We start from the raw sequence: 15,198 nt of genomic DNA on the forward strand, positions 1-15,198 counted from the left end.
GTCGGTGTCAGGGCACGTCAAGAGTGGTTGGACACTCCAGTGTCTAGCGATTTTCCTGCCCAGAAGGGGCAGGGCGTCGCGACGACGTTTCCTGCTTGCTGTGGTGACCTAGGACACCCTTTCAGCAAAAGCTTTGTCAGGAGGAGGAATCGACCATCGGTAGCGGACGAGATGAAGCGTCTAGAACAAGCCTTTTGCTACACAGTCCGATGGTTGTGCGTCTCCACCCTACACGTATCCCTGATAATTCGGGTGCTGCCGCGCGCAGAATCCGCAGCGGGTTGGCATTTACCGCGATCTTCGATAGGGAAGGTCGCGCATCATGGCTTTAGGCGTTGTTCCCGAAACATTCGCTCGTAGCGTCTGGAAGCGACTGCACCTTGTGAACTGGCCGTGAATTATTCGCACTGAAGGCGAGCTGTCTGCTCAGCGATCTGGCGTGTTTCCGGCCTCATGTCACCCGCGCTTGTTACGTTTCCAGCATGCTGCGTTGTCACCGAAAGCCTCGTAGGACGGCCTCACGTCCTGTTGAATTGCGTTGGTCAGGGTCGGTTGTCAACCGTTGGTCCGCTGTCCGGCCGCTTTTGGCGGCGTTCGCGACTATAGCAGCAATCATTAAGTGCTTCAAATCCATAAAAAATTGTTATGATTTGCGGCATGACGAATATTGCCCCTCCAACCCCCGGCGTCCAGCTGGTAGAGGTTGCGCCGGAACTTGCCGGTCAACGCATCGATAATTTTCTGATCACTTATCTCAAGGGTGTGCCCAAGACCTTGATTTACCGCATTTTGCGCAAAGGCGAAGTGCGTGTGAACAAGGGGCGGATCAAGCCCGAGTACAAGTTGCAGGCAGGAGATATCGTCCGCATTCCCCCTGTGCGTGTGCCTGAGCGCGACGAGCCTGTGCCCGTTGCGCAGGGGCTTTTGCAGCGCCTGGAAGCAGCCATTGTTTACGAGGACAAGGCGCTGATCGTGCTCAACAAGCCCGCCGGCATTGCCGTGCATGGTGGCAGCGGCCTGAGCTTCGGTGTCATTGAAGCCTTCCGCCAGTTGCGCCCTGATGCCAAGGAGCTGGAACTGGTGCACCGTCTGGATCGCGACACCTCCGGCCTGCTGATGATTGCCAAGAAGCGCAGCATGTTGCGCCACCTGCATGAAGCCCTGCGCGGCGACGGCGTGGATAAGCGCTATATGGCGCTGGTGCGTGGCAACTGGCCGACGGCCGTCAAGCAGGTCCGTGCGCCGTTGCTCAAGAGTAATCTGCGTTCCGGCGAGCGAATGGTTGAAGTCAACGAAGAAGGCAAGGAGGCGCTGACGATCTTCAAGGTGCTGCGCCGCTTCGGCGATTTCGCCACCATGGTCGAGGCCAAGCCGGTGACCGGTCGTACTCACCAGATTCGCGTTCACACGCTGCATGCCGGGCATGCGATTGCGGGTGACACCAAGTACGGCGATGAGGATTTCAGTCGCGAAATTCGCGACCTGGGCGGCAAGCGCCTGTTTCTGCACGCCTACATGTTGACCGTGCCGCTGCAGGATGGCGGCAAGCTGACCTTGCAGGCGCCGGTTGATGAAATGTGGGCCAAGACTGTGGAGCGTTTGAGTGCGCCGTGATTACGATCTGCTGATTTTTGACTGGGATGGCACGCTGGCAGACTCTATCGGACGCATTGTTCACGCCATGCGGACTGCGGCTATCGGCGGTGATATGCCGGTGCGGGACGACGATGCGATCAAGGGCATTATCGGTCTGGGCCTGCCGGAGGCGATTCGCACCCTTTATCCGCTGATTACCGCTGACGAGCTGATCGACTTTCGGCAGCGCTACGCTGACAGTTACATGGCCATGGATGAAGTGCCATCGCCCTTGTTCGAGGGGGTGCTGGAGTCCATGCAGGCGTTTCGTCATGAGGGGTATCGGCTGGCGGTTGCGACGGGCAAGGCGCGTCGTGGGCTGGATCGAGTGCTCAAGGCCAACGCCTGGCAGGATTTTTTCGACATCACCCGGGCTGCCGACGAAACGGCGAGCAAGCCTGATCCGCTGATGTTGCACGAAATCATGGCGCATTGTGATGTTGCCCCCGAGCGTTCGCTGATGATCGGTGATTCGTCGTTCGATCTACAGATGGCGCGCAATGCGGGTATGGATTCGGTTGCGGTGGGCTACGGCGCGCAATCGCTGGATTCGCTGCGTGAGTACCAGCCTTGTCTGGCCATCGAACACTTTTCGGAGCTGCGCACCTGGTTGAACCGGTGCGGCGTTTAATTATCGGGTTGGAGCGAGTTGAGCATGTCTGACGAATGGAAAGCGCCTGCCTCCCAAAGGGTGGATGAGGCCGTTGACAGCAAGGAAGAGGCGAAAAGCTGGAAGTTGCTGGAAAAGACGCTGCTGGCCAGTGTTCAGGAGCAGCGTCGCGCGCGTCGTTGGGGGATCTTTTTCAAGCTCCTGACGTTTGCAGTGCTGTTCACGGTGCTCATCGTCCCGATGCTGGATCTAAGTGGTGGTGCCTCGCGCAGGGCCAGTCATACCGCCGTGGTCGATGTACAGGGCATGATCGCCGACAAGGAGCCTGCCAGTGCCGACAACATCATCACCGGGCTGCGGGCTGCATTCGAAGACGCCAAGACCAAGGGCGTGATTCTGAACATCAACAGCCCGGGCGGCAGCCCTGTGCAGTCAGGGTACGTTTACGACGAGATTCGTCGCCTGCGTGCGCAGAAGCCCGATATCAAGGTATACGCGGTCATCAGTGATCTGGGCGCTTCCGGGGCTTATTACATTGCCAGTGCGGCGGATCAGATCTATGCCGACAAGGCGAGTTTGGTGGGCTCCATCGGCGTCACGGCGGCGGGTTTTGGTTTTGTCGGTGCGATGGAGAAGCTGGGTGTCGATCGCCGGACCTACACCTCTGGCGAGCACAAGGCTTTTCTTGATCCGTTCCAGCCGCAGAAGGCCGATGAGACGCAGTTCTGGCAGGGTGTGCTGGACACCACGCATCGTCAGTTCATTGCCAGCGTCAAGCAGGGTCGTGGCGAGCGTCTGAAGGACAAGGATCACCCAGAGCTGTTTTCCGGTCTGGTCTGGACCGGCGAGCAGGCAGTCGGGCTGGGTCTGGTGGACGGTCTGGGCAGTGCTGCCTACGTGGCGCGCGAGGTGATTGGCGAAAAGGATATGGTCGACTACACCGTTGAAGAGTCGCCTTTTGATCGCTTCTCCAAGAAGCTCGGGACCAGCATTGCCGAGCGGCTGGCCATGCTGGCGGGCTTCAATGGTCCGACGCTGCGCTGATCGCACGCGCAGCCTGTAAAAAACCCGACGCGCGTCGGGTTTTTTCTTGCTGGATCAGGGAAGGGGGATTCCTTCCTTTATTAGCATGTCCACCAGTCGGATCAGTGGCAGGCCGATCAGGCTGGTGGCGTCACTGCCTTCGGTGGCGCGAAACAGGCTCACACCCAGGCCCTCAGCCTTGAAGCTGCCTGCGCAGTCGAAAGGCTGCTCCGCGTGCAGGTAGCGCTCGATGCTGGCGTTGTCGAGTTTGCGCATGTGGACCGTGAAGGGAACGCAGTCCACCTGGCAGACGCCGGTCTTGCTGTTAAGCAGGGCCAGGCCGGTCAGGAAGGTCACGCTGTTGCCGCTGGCGGCGGACAGTTGCTCCAGTGCGCGCTCGAAGGTATGAGGTTTGCCGAGTATCTGATCGCCGAGCACGGCCACCTGGTCCGAGCCGATGATCAGATGGTCGCAATGCTCACTCGCAAGCGCCTGTGCCTTCTTCTGTGCGAGGCGCTTCACCAGTTCCAGAGCGGGCTCGCCAGGGCGTCTGCTTTCATCGACATCAGGCGATTTGCAGGTGAACGGCAAGCGCAGTCGGGTGAGCAGTTCGCGGCGATAAATCGAGCTGGAAGCTAGAAGCAGGGAAGGCATGCGATTCTCCATGGGCTGAGCGCAGATTCTAATGATCCATCGGAGTTGCGAACAGGCCTGAATTTCCTTTGACATGCCAAGGGGGCATCCCTAGAATGCTGCGCCTATGTTGAATGACCCGATTCCACCTCACGTTGACCCGCGCAAATTGGCTGATCGCGGCACTACCCTTCAGGGCGAAGTGCTGCTGGCCGATTTGGAGAGACTCTGCGACCCGCTTGCCGACAATGTCGGTACGGTGCAGGCCAAATTCATTTTCGAGCGTGACGAACGCCGTTCGGTGGTTATCCACAGTGCGATAGATGTCTCGGTCAAGATGGTTTGCCAGCGTTGTCTTGAGCTGGTCACCCTGCCGATCCACAGCGAATGCAGTTACGCTGTGGTGAAGGAGGGTGCGAATACCCAGTCGTTACCGAAAGGTTATGACGTGCTGGAACTGGGCGAAGATCCATTGGATCTGCTGGCACTGATCGAGGAGGAGCTTTTGCTCGCCTTGCCCATCGTGCCTGCTCATCATCCGGAAGAATGCCAGCAACCGGCGGGTCTCGATGAGCCCGAACCGAGCGTGGACGAGGTGACACGGTCCAACCCGTTCAGTGTATTGGCGCAGTTAAAGCGTGACCCAAACGTTTAGGAGTTAATCAATTATGGCTGTTCAGCAGAACAAAAAATCCCGCTCTGCCCGTGACATGCGTCGTTCGCACGACGCTCTTGAGGCAAGCACTCTGTCGGTAGAAAAGACCACTGGTGAAGTTCACCTGCGTCACCACGTATCGCCAGAAGGCGTATACCGTGGTCGTAAAGTGATCGACAAGGGCGCTGACGAGTAATTTCTTGTCCGCTCCGATCATTGCGATCGACGCAATGGGCGGGGACTTCGGTCCCCGCAACATTGTTCAGGCAAGCCTCGCGTGCCTGACTGCTACGCCCTCGCTTCATCTGGCCCTTGTCGGCCAAGCCTCCCTGATTGAAGAACTGATCGCCCGCCAGTCTGGTGTGGATCGCTCGCGCCTGCAGATTATCAATGCTGACGAAGTCATCACCATGGATGAGCCGCCTGCGCAGGCGTTGCGCGGGAAGCCGGATTCCTCGATGCGCGTTGCGCTGGAGCTGGTTGCCAGCGGTCAGGCGCAGGCCTGCGTCAGTGCGGGCAATACCGGTGCATTGATGGCGCTGTCGCGGTTTGTGCTCAAGACGTTGCCGGGTATCGACCGTCCGGCAATGATTGCTGCCATTCCGACACGCGCGGGCTATTGTCAGTTGCTGGATCTGGGTGCCAATGTCGATTGCAGCGCCGAAACGCTATATCAGTTCGCGGTCATGGGCTCGGTGATGGCTGAGACGCTGGGTATTGTCAGGCCCAGGGTGGCCTTGCTCAATGTCGGCACCGAAGACATCAAGGGCAATCAGCAGGTCAAGCGGGCGGCCAGTCTGCTGCAGGCAGCTCCGGGGCTCAATTACATCGGCTATGTCGAAGGTGATGGTGTGTACCGTGGGGAGGCGGATGTGGTGGTGTGCGACGGCTTTGTCGGCAACGTGCTGCTCAAGTCCAGCGAGGGGCTCGCCTCCATGATCGCTGCCCGGATCGAGATGCTGTTCAGTCGCAATCTGCTGACCAAGGCTGTGGGCGCACTGGCGCTGCCGTTGTTGAAGCGTCTGCAGGCCGATCTGGCACCTGCCCGTCATAATGGAGCGAGCTTGCTGGGCTTGCAGGGTATTGTCGTGAAGAGCCATGGCTCCGCGAGTGCTCAGGGGTTTCAGAGTGCGATCAACCGTGCGTTGATCGAAACCCGCGAGAACCAGCCTCAGCGGCTGCGTGGGCAGCTTGAGGCCTTGCTTCAGAACGACCGGGTCTGAAAATGTGACGCATTAGACTGCCCGGTCATCCAACCGAGCAGTCATGTAATTTTGAATACCGTGTTTGGCCATGCCGAACGCATTTTTTGTGACAACCATTCAGGGGCTTGTTAAATGTCTGCATCCCTCGCATTCGTATTTCCGGGTCAAGGATCGCAATCGCTGGGCATGCTTGCCGGGCAGGCCGAGCAGCATCCGTTGATCCTCGATACTTTTGAACAGGCGTCCGATGCGCTGGGCTATGACCTCTGGGCACTGACTCAGGCTGGTCCTGCCGAACTGCTGAATCAGACCGACAAGACTCAGCCTGCCATTCTGACTGCCTCCGTCGCGTTGTGGCATGTCTGGCTGGCGGAAGGCGGCGCGATTCCCGCCTTTGTCGCGGGCCATAGTCTGGGTGAGTACAGCGCGCTGGTTGCAGCGCAGAGCCTGAGCCTGGCCGACGCGGTCAAGCTCGTCGAGCGCCGTGGCCAGTTGATGCAGGAAGCGGTTCCTGCCGGTCAGGGCGGGATGGCTGCCATTCTGGGTCTGGACGATGCCGATGTCATTGCAGCCTGCGCCGAAGCGGCTCAGGGCGATGTAGTCAGTGCGGTGAATTTCAACTCGCCGGGCCAGGTCGTGATCGCAGGATCCGCTGAGGCGGTGAAGCGCGCCATGGAGCTGTGCAAGGCACGGGGCGCCAAGCGTGCATTGCCGTTGCCAGTCAGCGTTCCTTCGCATTGCGAATTGATGCGTCCGGCCGCCGAGCGCTTTGCCCAGTCCATCGAGGCCATTGAATGGCAGGCCCCCGAGATTGCTCTGGTGCAGAACGTCAGCGCCAGTGCGGTAAGTGATCTGGAGACGCTCAAGCGAGATTTGCTGGAGCAGTTGTACAAGCCGGTTCGCTGGGTGGAATCCATCCAGTGCCTGGCAAGCCGTGGTGCAACCCAGTTGGTGGAGTGTGGGCCGGGCAAGGTGCTTACCGGTCTGAACAAGCGTTGCGCCGAGGGCGTGACTACTTACAACCTGGATACCCCAGATGCCTTTGCCGCCGCGCGTGCGGCACTGGCCTGATTAGGAGAAGCCTGCATGAGCCTGCAAGGTAAAGTTGCACTGGTGACTGGTGCCAGCCGTGGTATTGGTCAAGCCATTGCCCTGGAGTTGGGACGCAATGGTGCTGTGGTCGTGGGGACTGCGACTTCCGAGTCCGGTGCCGAGCGTATCAGCGCGGCGTTCAAGGAGGCCGGCATCGAAGGTTTCGGCCTGATGCTGGATGTGTGCAGCGCCGAGTCGGTCGACTCGGTTCTGTCGACCATTCAGGAGCGTGTCGGTGCGCCGTTGATTCTGGTCAATAACGCGGGCATCACTCGCGATAACCTGATGATGCGCATGAAAGACGACGAATGGTATGACGTCGTCAACACCAACCTCAACAGTCTGTTCCGCCTTTCCAAGGGCGTACTGCGCGGTATGACCAAGGCTCGCTGGGGTCGTATCATCAGCATTGGTTCCGTAGTGGGTGCCATGGGCAATGCCGGTCAAGTAAACTATGCTTCCGCGAAGGCCGGGCTGGAAGGTTTCAGTCGTGCTCTTGCCCGTGAAGTGGGTTCGCGTGCCGTGACCGTGAACTCGGTAGCGCCAGGTTTCATTGATACAGATATGACCCGTGAGCTGCCGGAAGCACAGCGCCAGTCCCTGATCACCCAGATCCCTCTGGGCCGTCTGGGGCAGGCACAGGAAATCGCCAACGTGGTTTCCTTCCTTGCATCCGAAGGAGCGGGTTACGTGACCGGGGCGACAATCCCGGTCAACGGCGGCATGTACATGAGCTGAATGTGACGATCTGTTTCAAAAAAATGTCATACGATCTGTCTAAAATCCGTTATAAAGCTGCAATCTATAAATAGGTAAACGGGCGGTTGGGCAAGGGGGGAGAGCGTTATGCTTGAAAAACGTAAAACCTCTTCTATACACTTACCTTCTGGCCAGATGCCTGAATATTTCCACTAGGAGTTAAAACTAGGTATGAGCACCATCGAAGAGCGCGTCAAGAAAATCGTTGCCGAGCAACTTGGCGTCAAGGAAGAAGAGGTTGTCAACACTGCTTCTTTCGTTGAAGACCTGGGCGCTGACTCCCTGGACACCGTTGAGCTGGTTATGGCTCTGGAAGAGGAATTCGAGACCGAAATCCCTGACGAAGAAGCGGAAAAGATCACTACCGTTCAAGCTGCTATCGATTACGTTAACGGCCACCAGGCTGCTTAAGATTCGTAATCGCTGCTTGCTGTCACGGGAAAACCGCACTGCTTTAATCGGCGTGCGGTTTTTTCTTTAAAAAACGTTGTGATGTTCCGTTAACGAGAGAAAAGGAGAGTCCTGTGTCGCGTAGACGCGTCGTGGTCACCGGGATGGGCATGCTGTCGCCACTGGGTAATGATGTGCCCAGCAGTTGGCAAGGCATTCTGGCGGGCCGCAGTGGCATTGGCCTTATCGAGCACACGGATCTGTCTGCCTTCACCACCCGCTTCGGCGGCTCGGTCAAGGGATTCAACGTGGAAGAGTACCTGGCGCCCAAAGAAGCGCGTCGGCTCGATCTTTTCATTCAATACGGACTTGCTGCCAGCTTTCAGGCTGTGCGCAACGCGGGTCTGGAAGTCACCGACGCAAACCGCGAGCGCATTGGCGTTGCCATGGGATCGGGTATCGGTGGTCTGACCAACATCGAAAACAGCAGCCGCCTGCTGCACGAGCAGGGGCCGGGGAGGATTTCTCCGTTCTTCGTGCCAGGCTCGATCATCAATATGATTTCCGGTTTCCTGTCCATCCATCTGGGCGCACAGGGACCCAACTACGCCATTGCTACGGCCTGTACCACGGCCACTCACTGCATCGGCATGGCGGCGCGCAATATCGCCTACGACGAAGCCGACGTCATGATCGCCGGTGGTGCTGAGATGGCGGCCTGCGGTCTGGGGCTGGGTGGTTTTGGCGCGGCGCGTGCGCTTTCCACCCGCAATGATGATCCGACACGTGCCAGCCGTCCCTGGGACAAGGGTCGTGACGGTTTCGTTCTGTCCGACGGTGCCGGCGCGATGGTTCTGGAAGAACTGGAGCACGCAAAAGCCCGTGGCGCGACCATCTACGCCGAATTGGTAGGTTTCGGGATGAGTGGTGATGCTTACCACATGACTTCGCCACCGGATGACGGTGCGGGTGCAGCTCGGTGTATCGTCAACGCTCTGCGCGATGCCAAGGTCAATCCTGATCAGGTGCAGTACATCAACGCACACGGCACCTCCACGCCTGCTGGCGACCTGGCGGAAGCTTCTGCGATCAAGAGTGTCTTTGGCGATCACGCTTATAAGCTGGCGGTCAGCTCCACCAAATCGATGACTGGCCACCTGCTCGGTGCAGCGGGCGCAGTCGAGGCGATCTTCAGTGTACTGGCGCTGGTTGATCAGGTCGCTCCGCCGACCATCAACCTGGACGAGCCGGGCGAAGGTTGCGATCTGGACTTCGTGCCTCACGAAGCCCGCCGCATGCCGATTGACGTCGTACTCTCGAACTCCTTCGGGTTCGGTGGCACCAATGGCTCGCTGGTGTTTCGCCGGTTAGCTGACTAATGCTCGGCTGGATCGACGGTTGCCCGGCCGATACCGTGTCCTTGAAGGACAGAGGTCTGGCCTACGGCGACGGTGTGTTTGAGACCGTTGCCGTTAAAGCGGGGCAGCCGTTGATGTTCGAGCGACATCTGCAACGCCTTGAGACTGCCTGTCAGCGCCTGGCGATTCCGGTCGATAAGGCGCTGGTGCGTACTGAAATGACCCGTTTCGCAGGCCAGCTCGGTGAGGGCGTCATGAAGCTGATCCTGACCCGAGGCGACAGCCAGCGCGGTTACGGCCCGGCCCCCGATACCCAGTCACGGCGAATCCTGCAGGGTGGTCCGGCGCCCCTATACCCGGCTGCGCATGCCGATACCGGTGTTCGCCTGTTTCCTTGCAAGACCCGTCTGGCCGAGCAGCCGCTGCTGGCAGGCCTCAAGCACCTGAACCGTCTTGAGCAAGTGTTGGCGCGCTCGGAATGGCAGGACACCGAGCATGCCGAAGGACTGGTCTGCGATACGTCAGGCCGTCTGATCGAGGGTGTTTACAGCAATCTGTTTCTGGTGTCGGAGGGGCGATTACTGACCGCTGACCTGAGTCGATGTGGCGTCGCTGGCGTGATGCGCGCCGAATTGCTGGATCAGGCACGAACCCTGGGCGTCGCTGTCGATATCCGTGATCTGTACGCGTCTGACCTCGCGCAGGCTGACGAAGTGTTCCTGTGCAACAGCGTTTATGGCATCTGGCCGGTGTGCGGTTTCGAACACCTCGGCTGGCCCGTTGGCCCGCTGACCCGTAAACTGCAAGGCATTGCTCGCGCCCTTCTGGATATCTGATTCGTGATCCGAAAAATATTCGTGTTGCTGGAAACCGCTGTCGTCCTGGCAGGCCTGGCGCTGGGTTTTGCGTTCTGGCAACAGTATCAAGCGTTGCATCAGCCGCTTGAGGTCGCTCAGGAACAATTGCTGGATGTGCCAGCCGGTTCGACGCCGACCGGCGTCCTCAACCGACTGCAGGCCGACGGCGTCATCAAGGATGCCTTCTGGTTGCGCCTGTACTGGCGCTTCAATCTGTCCGGCCAACCGCTTCATAGCGGCGAATACCGGATGGTCCCGGGCATGGACGTGAACGCCTTGTTCGGCGTCTGGAAGCGCAAGGAAGTCGTGCAGTACAGCCTCACGCTGGTCGAAGGCTGGAACTTTCGTCAGGTTCGCGCGGCGCTGTCCAGACAGGTCAAGCTCGATCAGACGCTGGCAGGCCTGAGTGATGCCGAGCTGATGAAGAAAATCGGCCACCCGGACGTATTTCCCGAAGGCCGTTTCTTCCCGGACACTTATCGCTACGTACGCGGCATGACCGATGCCGAGTTGCTCAAGCAAGCCTACAGTCGTCTGGAAGAGGTGCTTGACGAAGAGTGGGCTGCTCGCGCTGCAGACGTGCCATATGCCGATCCCTATCAGGCGCTGATCATGGCGTCTCTGGTCGAAAAGGAAACCGGTGTACCGCAGGAACGCGGGCAGATTGCCGGTGTGTTCGTGCGACGCCTCAAACTCGGCATGCAGTTGCAGACCGATCCGACCGTGATCTACGGCATGGGCGAGCGCTATAACGGCAAGCTCACTCGAGCCAATCTGAAAGAGGCGACGCCTTACAACACGTACGTGATTGCCGGGATGCCGCCGACGCCCATCTCGTTGGTCGGACGTGAAGCGATTCATGCCGCGCTCAATCCGGTGGCGGGTGAGAGTTTGTACTTTGTCGCCAAAGGTGACGGCAGCCACGTCTTCTCTGCTGATCTGGATGCCCATAACGCTGCTGTCCGCGAATACCAGATCAAGCGACGTGCCGACTACCGCTCCAGCCCGGCACCGATTCCGGCCCCGGTACCGACCTCTGCGCCCGAGCCCGATCCGGCCTCCTCAGAGCCCGCGCCTGCTGTGCCGGACCCCTCGCAAAGCGAGTCCGGCTCGCAATGAATATGACTAAGGATTATCTGTGACTGGCCTGTTCATTACCCTTGAAGGCCCGGAAGGGGCCGGAAAAAGCACTAACCGCGAGTACCTGGCAGCGCAGTTGCGCGCGCAGGGTGTCGACGTTTTGCTGACCCGCGAGCCAGGCGGCACACCGCTGGCTGAACGCATTCGCGAGCTGTTGCTGGCGCCCAGTGACGAAGCCATGTGCGCGGATACCGAGCTACTGTTGGTGTTCGCTGCGCGTGCCCAGCACCTGGCCGAGGTTATTCGCCCGGCGCTGGCGCAAGGTCAGGTGGTCCTTTGCGACCGCTTCACGGACGCCACCTACGCCTATCAGGGCGGCGGACGTGGCCTGTCCCAGGAACGCATTGCCGTGCTGGAGCAGTTCGTTCAGGCAGACCTGCGCCCGGACATGACGCTGGTGTTCGATCTGCCGGTTGAGGTCGGTCTTTCACGCGCCGCGGCGCGCGGCAGGCTGGATCGCTTCGAGCAGGAAGGCCGGGCATTTTTCGATGCGGTGCGCAGCACCTATCTGGCACGCGCTGCTGCGCAGCCGTCGCGTTATCAATTGGTGGATGCGGCGCAGAGCCTGGCACAGGTCCAGCTCGCGCTGGACGCCTTGCTGCCAAAACTGCTGGAATTGCGACGTGGCTGAGGCCTATCCCTGGCAACAGACGCTTTGGCAGCAGATGGCCGGACGTGCTCAGCATGCGCATGCATACCTGTTGCATGGCCCGGCCGGTATCGGCAAGCGGGCTCTGGCCGAGCGGCTGATGGCCAGCCTGCTGTGTCAGCGGCTCGAAGGGCTGGATGCATGCGGAAGCTGCAAATCCTGTCTGCTGCTGGCCGCTGGCAGCCATCCCGATAATTACGTGCTGGAACCGGAAGAGGCCGACAAGCCGATCAAAGTCGATCAAGTGCGTGATCTGGTCAGTTTCGTCGTGCAGACTTCGCAGATGGGGGGACGCAAGGTGGTGCTCATCGAGCCGGTCGAGGCGATGAACATCAATGCGGCCAACGCTTTGCTCAAAAGCCTTGAAGAGCCGTCGGGCAATACCGTGCTGTTGCTGGTCAGCCATCAGCCCAGTCGGCTGTTGCCGACCGTCAAGAGCCGCTGTGTACAGCAAGTCTGTCCGTTGCCCGATGAGCGGATGAGTCTGGAATGGCTGAATACCGCGCTGCCTGATTGCTCCGGTCAGGAGCGCCTGGAATTGCTCACGCTGGCAGCCGGATCGCCTCTGGCTGCCGTTTCGCTGCATGCGCAAGGTGTCCGCGAGCAGCGAGCCCTGGTGGTAGATGGCGTAAAGAAGCTGCTCAAGCAGCAGCAATCGCCGACCCAACTGGCGGAAGGCTGGAAGGACATTCCGTTATTGTTGCTTTTCGATTGGTTCTGCGACTGGTCGCACCTGATCCTGCGTTATCAACTGACGGAAGATGAAGAGGGGCTCGGCCTGAGTGACATGCGCAAGGTCGTGCAATACCTGGCGCAAAAGTCCACGCGTGGCAAAGTGCTGGATATTCAGGATTGGGTATTGGCTCAACGCCAGAAAGTCATGTCCAAGGCCAATCTCAATCGCGTGCTGTTGCTTGAAGCCCTGCTGGTTCAGTGGGCAGGGCTGCCCGGACAGGCGTAGACTGCCGGTCATCAACCGTTGAGGTGTTGTCATGAGTTCGCCGCTTAATACAGGTCCGCGTAACGGCATTCTGTCCCTGACCATCAAGGACAAGTCCGTGCTGTATGCGGCCTACATGCCGTTTATCAGGAACGGCGGACTGTTCATTCCCACCAGCAAGAGTTACACGCTGGGCGATGAAGTGTTCATGCTGCTCAACCTGATGGATGAGGCCGAGAAGGTGCCCGTCACTGGCCGCGTGACCTGGATTACCCCCAAGGGCGCGCAGGGCAACCGCGCGGCGGGTGTCGGCGTGCAATTCAATGACGGTGACAACACGGCTCGCAACCTGATTGAAACCTATCTGGTCGGCGCTCTGAAGTCCGACCGTCCTACCCACACGATGTAGTTGTTCTTTTGCCCATGCTTGTAGATTCCCATTGTCACCTTGATCGTCTTGACCTCACCCAGCACGATGGCTCTCTGGATGCCGCCCTTGAGGCTGCGCGGGGCAGGGGCGTCGGGCATTTTCTGTGCATCGGCGTCAGCGCTGACAATGCGGGGGCCGTGAAGGCGCTGGCAGAGCGTTTTGACGATGTCGATTGCTCGGTCGGTATCCATCCGCTCGACCTGAAGCCTGGGGAAGCGCCGGCACTGGACTGGCTGCTGACCGAACTCGACCATCCCCGAGTAGTGGCCATCGGCGAAACCGGTCTGGATTATCACTACGAGCCGGAAGCTGCCGAGTTGCAGCAGGCGTCGTTCCGCCTGCATCTCCAGGCCGCTGCCACGACCGGCAAGCCGGTTATCGTGCATACCCGAGGCGCGCGCGCCGACACCCTTGATCTTCTTCGCGAAGCGGCGCTGCCGCAGGCTGGCGTCCTGCATTGCTTCACCGAAGATTGGGACATGGCCAGGGCGGCGCTGGATCTGGGCTTCTATATCTCGCTATCCGGGATCGTGACGTTCCGCAATGCCGACGCACTGCGTGATGTCGCACGCCAGGTGCCTGCCGACCGGTTGCTGGTCGAGACTGACTCCCCGTACCTCGCCCCGATCCCTTACCGAGGCAAGCCGAACCTGCCGCAGTATGTGCGTGAAGTCGCGGAGTTTCTGGCCATGCTTCGCGGTGAGTCCTACGAACGCTTTGCCGAGCAGACGACCGAAAACTTCGCTCGCCTGTTCCCGCTGGCGCATCTGCGCCGCTGAGCGGATGGTCAAATCGCAGGCAAAAAAAACCCGGATTCTGGGGGGGTGAAGCCGGGTTAAGACCATTAGGAGTAAAACAAAGGCACGCTGTCCTTTGGCGCCTTTACTGGCGAACCACTTGGGGGAATGGCGCGCCAACGGTCTAATTATTGACCAGTATCGAGGGGCGTCCAGCGGCAATTGTTCATTTTTTAAACAATTTTGGAATACTAAACCGGTTCTTGAGCACTCAATAGGCGTTCGCGCATGAGTTCGAGCCGATGTTCATGGCGTTCGTTGTGTGGGGCAGGGTGAGCCGATGGCTTTGGCTGCCAGACGGTCTGTCCGAGGGTGTGGCGTGGGTTTTTCCAACGGTTTTTTATTGAGTCTGTCGTTGTGCCTGGACATTGGCCTGGCGAACATCGCGATGATTACGCTTTCCATGCAGCGCGGCTTTTCCAGAGGGCTGTGGCTGGGGTTGGGCACCTGTGTGGGCGATCTGGCCTATGCGGTACTGGCCATGTTGGGCATGGCCGTGCTGCTGCAATACGAGGTGGTTCGCTACGTTCTATGGCTGGGCGGTACGGCGGTGCTGGCGTGGTTCTGTTTCAGAATGGTCATGAGCGCCGTCACGGTCAGCACGGGCGTTGAAAGCCAGAACGTGCAATGGGGCAACACCAATGGCGCGCTGTTCTTTCGCGGCATTTTTCTGGCCATGTCGTCGCCCAGCGCCATCCTCTGGTTTGCGGCGGTAGGGGGTGCACTTATTGCGCGGCAAGGTTCGGACCTGGCCAGTGCTTCGGTGTTTCTCGCAGGTTTCGTGGCGGCAGGCGTGGTCTGGTCAATTACGCTCTGCGCGCTGGCGCATCAGGGTGGACGCCTGATGGGCGAACGCATGCTGAGAATGTCTTATATTGCGTCGGCACTGATATTTGCCTATTTCACGCTCTATGTCGTGATTACCGGCTACCTGGAGTTTGTCGGTCCTGTGCCCGGCATCAGCCACTAAATAACCGAGTCACGGGCACAACGTTGCCTTGGTGTGATTTGCGAATGATGCGCTG

The 15,198-nt window shown here is 59.3% G+C and carries 18 protein-coding genes; 17 read left to right on the plus strand and 1 reads right to left on the minus strand.

Translation table 11 applies throughout. From position 1 onward, the window contains the following. The first annotated feature begins 657 nt into the window (after positions 1–657). Genes rluC through BUB69_RS23465 form a run of 3 tightly spaced genes read left to right on the plus strand, consistent with a single transcriptional unit; the run spans position 658 to position 3,289 of the window. A complete protein-coding gene (rluC, locus tag BUB69_RS23455) occupies positions 658–1,614 on the plus strand; it encodes a 23S rRNA pseudouridine(955/2504/2580) synthase RluC (protein WP_073171268.1) in 957 nt (318 codons plus the stop codon). Beyond that, on the plus strand, positions 1,604–2,266 hold the full coding sequence (locus BUB69_RS23460; protein ID WP_073171271.1) for an HAD-IA family hydrolase: 663 nt from the start codon (positions 1,604–1,606) through the stop codon (positions 2,264–2,266). Before rluC ends, BUB69_RS23460 begins: the two co-directional genes overlap by 11 nt. Before the next feature lie 24 nt (positions 2,267–2,290). Continuing rightward, entirely contained in the window at positions 2,291–3,289 is a 999-nt protein-coding gene (locus BUB69_RS23465) for a S49 family peptidase (protein ID WP_073171274.1), read from the plus strand. Between the two features lie 54 nt (positions 3,290–3,343). Here BUB69_RS23465 and BUB69_RS23470 read toward each other — a convergent pair whose 3' ends face one another. Continuing rightward, complete coding sequence (locus BUB69_RS23470; RefSeq protein ID WP_073171278.1) at positions 3,344–3,922, minus strand: Maf family protein; 579 nt, start codon at positions 3,920–3,922, stop codon at positions 3,344–3,346. A gap of 106 nt (positions 3,923–4,028) precedes the next feature. Between BUB69_RS23470 and BUB69_RS23475 the strand changes: the two genes are divergently transcribed. From BUB69_RS23475 to BUB69_RS23540, 14 genes are all read left to right on the plus strand, one after another. Then, on the plus strand, positions 4,029–4,556 hold the full coding sequence (locus tag BUB69_RS23475; protein WP_004884585.1) for a YceD family protein: 528 nt from the start codon (positions 4,029–4,031) through the stop codon (positions 4,554–4,556). 13 nt (positions 4,557–4,569) lie between these two features. After that, a complete protein-coding gene (gene rpmF / locus BUB69_RS23480; RefSeq protein WP_003179396.1) occupies positions 4,570–4,752 on the plus strand; it encodes a 50S ribosomal protein L32 in 183 nt (60 codons plus the stop codon). 4 nt (positions 4,753–4,756) lie between these two features. Further along, the gene (gene plsX, locus BUB69_RS23485; RefSeq protein WP_073171282.1) at positions 4,757–5,779 is read left to right on the plus strand and encodes a phosphate acyltransferase PlsX; all 1,023 of its coding nucleotides are present in this window, start codon (positions 4,757–4,759) and stop codon (positions 5,777–5,779) included. A 114-nt stretch (positions 5,780–5,893) separates the two neighbouring features. Next, positions 5,894–6,832: an ACP S-malonyltransferase gene (fabD, locus tag BUB69_RS23490; RefSeq protein ID WP_073171285.1), complete on the plus strand. Its 939-nt coding sequence runs from the start codon at positions 5,894–5,896 to the stop codon at positions 6,830–6,832. Positions 6,833–6,847: 15 nt separating this feature from the next. Further along, a complete protein-coding gene (fabG, locus tag BUB69_RS23495) occupies positions 6,848–7,591 on the plus strand; it encodes a 3-oxoacyl-ACP reductase FabG (RefSeq protein WP_024685224.1) in 744 nt (247 codons plus the stop codon). A gap of 192 nt (positions 7,592–7,783) precedes the next feature. Beyond that, positions 7,784–8,023 carry an acyl carrier protein gene (gene acpP / locus BUB69_RS23500; protein ID WP_073171289.1) on the plus strand — a complete coding sequence of 80 codons (240 nt, stop codon included), beginning with the start codon at positions 7,784–7,786 and terminating at the stop codon, positions 8,021–8,023. Between the two features lie 113 nt (positions 8,024–8,136). Beyond that, entirely contained in the window at positions 8,137–9,381 is a 1,245-nt protein-coding gene (gene fabF / locus BUB69_RS23505; RefSeq protein WP_073171292.1) for a beta-ketoacyl-ACP synthase II, read from the plus strand. Then, positions 9,381–10,196 carry an aminodeoxychorismate lyase gene (gene pabC, locus BUB69_RS23510; RefSeq protein WP_073171295.1) on the plus strand — a complete coding sequence of 272 codons (816 nt, stop codon included), beginning with the start codon at positions 9,381–9,383 and terminating at the stop codon, positions 10,194–10,196. The genes fabF and pabC overlap by 1 nt, the downstream gene beginning before the upstream one ends. A gap of 3 nt (positions 10,197–10,199) precedes the next feature. Then, complete coding sequence (mltG, locus tag BUB69_RS23515) at positions 10,200–11,336, plus strand: endolytic transglycosylase MltG (protein ID WP_073171298.1); 1,137 nt, start codon at positions 10,200–10,202, stop codon at positions 11,334–11,336. Positions 11,337–11,355: 19 nt separating this feature from the next. Continuing rightward, on the plus strand, positions 11,356–11,988 hold the full coding sequence (gene tmk / locus BUB69_RS23520) for a dTMP kinase (RefSeq protein WP_073171301.1): 633 nt from the start codon (positions 11,356–11,358) through the stop codon (positions 11,986–11,988). Next, positions 11,981–12,967, plus strand: a complete 987-nt coding sequence (locus BUB69_RS23525; RefSeq protein ID WP_073171304.1) for a DNA polymerase III subunit delta' — start codon at positions 11,981–11,983, stop codon at positions 12,965–12,967. Before tmk ends, BUB69_RS23525 begins: the two co-directional genes overlap by 8 nt. Positions 12,968–12,998: 31 nt before the next feature. Next, positions 12,999–13,355, plus strand: a complete 357-nt coding sequence (locus BUB69_RS23530; RefSeq protein ID WP_073171307.1) for a PilZ domain-containing protein — start codon at positions 12,999–13,001, stop codon at positions 13,353–13,355. A gap of 14 nt (positions 13,356–13,369) precedes the next feature. Continuing rightward, positions 13,370–14,155: a TatD family hydrolase gene (locus tag BUB69_RS23535; protein WP_073171310.1), complete on the plus strand. Its 786-nt coding sequence runs from the start codon at positions 13,370–13,372 to the stop codon at positions 14,153–14,155. 337 nt (positions 14,156–14,492) lie between these two features. Continuing rightward, the gene (locus BUB69_RS23540; RefSeq protein ID WP_073171313.1) at positions 14,493–15,143 is read left to right on the plus strand and encodes a LysE family translocator; all 651 of its coding nucleotides are present in this window, start codon (positions 14,493–14,495) and stop codon (positions 15,141–15,143) included. The last annotated feature ends 55 nt before the right edge of the window (positions 15,144–15,198 follow it).

Source organism: Pseudomonas asturiensis (assembly GCF_900143095.1).
Taxonomy (GTDB): domain Bacteria; phylum Pseudomonadota; class Gammaproteobacteria; order Pseudomonadales; family Pseudomonadaceae; genus Aquipseudomonas; species Aquipseudomonas asturiensis.

Coding starts and splice junctions, on each gene's coding strand:
- rluC (WP_073171268.1), top strand. CDS start 658: ATGACGAATATTGCCCCTCCAACCCCCGGCGTCCAGCTGGTAGAGGTT.
- pabC (WP_073171295.1), top strand. CDS start 9,381: ATGCTCGGCTGGATCGACGGTTGCCCGGCCGATACCGTGTCCTTGAAG.
- BUB69_RS23475 (WP_004884585.1), top strand. CDS start 4,029: ATGTTGAATGACCCGATTCCACCTCACGTTGACCCGCGCAAATTGGCT.
- fabG (WP_024685224.1), top strand. CDS start 6,848: ATGAGCCTGCAAGGTAAAGTTGCACTGGTGACTGGTGCCAGCCGTGGT.
- BUB69_RS23470 (WP_073171278.1), bottom strand. CDS start 3,922: ATGCCTTCCCTGCTTCTAGCTTCCAGCTCGATTTATCGCCGCGAACTG.
- BUB69_RS23535 (WP_073171310.1), top strand. CDS start 13,370: ATGCTTGTAGATTCCCATTGTCACCTTGATCGTCTTGACCTCACCCAG.
- rpmF (WP_003179396.1), top strand. CDS start 4,570: ATGGCTGTTCAGCAGAACAAAAAATCCCGCTCTGCCCGTGACATGCGT.
- fabD (WP_073171285.1), top strand. CDS start 5,894: ATGTCTGCATCCCTCGCATTCGTATTTCCGGGTCAAGGATCGCAATCG.
- BUB69_RS23465 (WP_073171274.1), top strand. CDS start 2,291: ATGTCTGACGAATGGAAAGCGCCTGCCTCCCAAAGGGTGGATGAGGCC.
- acpP (WP_073171289.1), top strand. CDS start 7,784: ATGAGCACCATCGAAGAGCGCGTCAAGAAAATCGTTGCCGAGCAACTT.
- BUB69_RS23530 (WP_073171307.1), top strand. CDS start 12,999: ATGAGTTCGCCGCTTAATACAGGTCCGCGTAACGGCATTCTGTCCCTG.